The organism is Listeria valentina, from assembly GCF_011800755.1.
In the GTDB taxonomy this organism is placed as follows: Bacteria; Bacillota; Bacilli; order Lactobacillales; family Listeriaceae; genus Listeria; species Listeria valentina.
On sequence record NZ_JAATJW010000163.1, the window covers coordinates 1 to 530 of the forward strand.

1 pseudogene is annotated in these 530 nt (G+C 40.0%); it reads left to right on the top strand.

The window, feature by feature from the left end:
• A pseudogene (locus HCK02_RS14015) lies at positions 1–530 on the top strand (DUF1565 domain-containing protein); the annotation flags it as partial.

Genomic DNA, 530 nt, shown 5'->3' on the forward strand with positions numbered 1-530 from the left:
CAAGGAACAATTGAATACTTTGTGGATTCTGGTAAGGGTGATGACGTAAACGGAACAGGTGCAATTGATAGCCCATTTAAAACGGTTACAAAAGCCGTTTCGATGTTGCCGCGATTGTTGAGCACTACCGTTTATATTTGGCTCAATCCCGGAAAATACGATGAAGATATTGTGATGACAAATATTAATGGCGCTAAAATTAATATTTTATCTACAAACTACGCAACGGTTGATCCATCAAAAGGCTCAACAGGAATCCAAGTGAGAAGTCTTTATTTAGAAGACATTGTAGGAAGCGTATATATTTCTGGTCTTGAGGAAACAAATACGGTAGGGACTACTAAGAATTATTTCATTCGCGCAAGTCGTTGTGGATTTGTTCGCGTGCAAAAATGCAGAATGGCCTATAGCACAAAAGCAATGGATCCATTTACAGCCGTGTTTATTGATGCCTGTAAGGCAGATGTGAATAGCTGTTACTTCGCCAGCCAGAATGTAGATATTCGAGGTTACAATGCGGCGGATGTGAT